Below are 1,604 nucleotides of genomic sequence, written 5' to 3'. Positions count from 1 at the left end.
CTCCTCCGCCTGCTCTTTCAGCACGGCGACCGCGTCGACGTCGGGGAGTTCGAACGCGAGCGCGCGCGCGGTCCTTCCCTCGACCTCCTCGAAGCCGGGCAGGGTGGACGCGATCTCGAGGAAGACCGGGTCGCTCTGGAGCACGTCGAGCGGGTGCATGTTGCTGTTGCCGATGATCAGGGCGCTCATGCCTGGTCTCCCTTCGCCGCGGAGCGGGCGTCTCGACGAGCGGCACGCTCATCTGCTTCGAACAGGCGGCGGTCGCGGGCGATCTCGATGCGCTGCGACTGCTGGTTCGGGCCCGACACTTCCGGCAGGGGCTCACGCTGGCCGCGCCGGCCGATCTCCTCAGCCACTTCGCGGCGCCGTTCGTTGATGGACGTCATTTCGTCTTCCTCTCGTAGGTCGAGGCCGCAAGAACGGCCGCGACTGCTTGAAGCGAGCGCAGGTAGCGCTTCGCTCGTGCTTCGTGTTTCCGGCTCAGCCGGCGCCACAGATCTCTGTCTTCGGTCATCGCCTGCAGTTCCAGCTCGAGCTCACCCTCGCGATCGATCACGACGCGGAGCTCCTCTCCGGTAGCGCGAACTCCTCATCGCAGGTCGGGCAGGTGTCGACGCCCTCACCCTCGGCCGCGGGGTGGATCGGGAACTGGCAGACCCGGCAGTACGTCCACGGCGCCGGCACCACCCCCAGAGACTCCCGCCACGCGTACACACACGCCGGACAGATTCCTAGGCCGTCGGTCTTCTCCCGATGAGCAGGACACGTCGGAGCGGCCTGCTCGAGGGTCAGATCAAGCAACCACCTGTACGGGCGCCCCGGCTCCCGAGTCGGCCACGGGATCACGGCGCCCATCACGCAGACCTCGGCGTGTAGAAGCCCTGCTGGCCCTCACGGCGAAACCCAGACGGCTCGAGCACTTCGCCAGTACGGGGGTCGGCTTGCTCCGTGCCGCCATCATTCGTCGGCGAGATCTCGTTTCTGAATGCTTCCCCGTAACTAGCCAGACCCGTCCCGTCCCGCTGGGTTTCCGTCTGGGTTAGCTGCTGGGTTTCCAGTCCCCCCTCGCCGAAACCGACGCGGGTTTGCTGCTGGGTTTCCGGCTTCCGCTCTCGACCAGGCTTCGGGGGGCGTCCGCCCTTCGATCCGTTGACGCGGGCGACGTTCTGCCGCTTGATCTCGGACTCCCTCGTGGCCTGGTACTTGCTGTGGAAGACGACGCGGTATGCGGCTCCCTCGTCCGTCACCCAGCCGCCGGTGACGAGCTCGGTGATTGCATCGGGCCTCTTCGCGAAGCGCCGCATGTCGTCCTTCGGGATGACGCAGTCGAGGAGCTTGCGGTTGCTGAAGAGGAGCATCTCGGTCAGGAGCCGGAAAGCTGCGTCGGAGAGGTCCCAGCACTCGTCGGAGTAATCGTCGGAGAGCTTCGTCCATGTCACGGGATGGCTCCTCTCTTGCGGGCGAAGGGCGGGTGGTTGATCAGCACGGAGGCTCGAGCTCGTCGACCCAGTCGTCGGGGCTGCGGTACCGCTCCCTGACTGCCGCGAGGAGCGACTCGACCGGATCCTCGATCGTGCGATCCTCTGCGGGCTGCGGAGCGCCTG

Annotated in this window: 4 protein-coding genes; all 4 read right to left on the bottom strand. The window is 66.9% G+C overall.

What is annotated here, in order from left to right; genetic code table 11:
• On the bottom strand, window positions 1–189 hold a 189-nt coding region (locus C5B95_RS17660), incomplete at its 3' end, for a hypothetical protein (protein WP_181068125.1).
• The gene (locus C5B95_RS16975) at window positions 186–386 is read right to left on the bottom strand and encodes a hypothetical protein (protein WP_104349700.1); all 201 of its coding nucleotides are present in this window, start codon (window positions 384–386) and stop codon (window positions 186–188) included. The genes C5B95_RS17660 and C5B95_RS16975, both read right to left, overlap by 4 nt.
• Complete coding sequence (locus tag C5B95_RS17655) at window positions 383–556, bottom strand: hypothetical protein (RefSeq protein WP_181068124.1); 174 nt, start codon at window positions 554–556, stop codon at window positions 383–385. Before C5B95_RS17655 ends, C5B95_RS16975 begins: the two co-directional genes overlap by 4 nt.
• A 298-nt stretch (window positions 557–854) precedes the next feature.
• Window positions 855–1,439: a hypothetical protein gene (locus C5B95_RS16965; RefSeq protein ID WP_104349698.1), complete on the bottom strand. Its 585-nt coding sequence runs from the start codon at window positions 1,437–1,439 to the stop codon at window positions 855–857.
• Window positions 1,440–1,604 lie beyond the last annotated feature (165 nt).

The sequence above is a fragment of the Rathayibacter sp. AY1A7 genome, assembly GCF_002930845.1.
Taxonomy (GTDB): domain Bacteria; phylum Actinomycetota; class Actinomycetes; order Actinomycetales; family Microbacteriaceae; genus Rathayibacter.
This window is presented reverse-complemented; position numbering and strand designations above follow the sequence as displayed.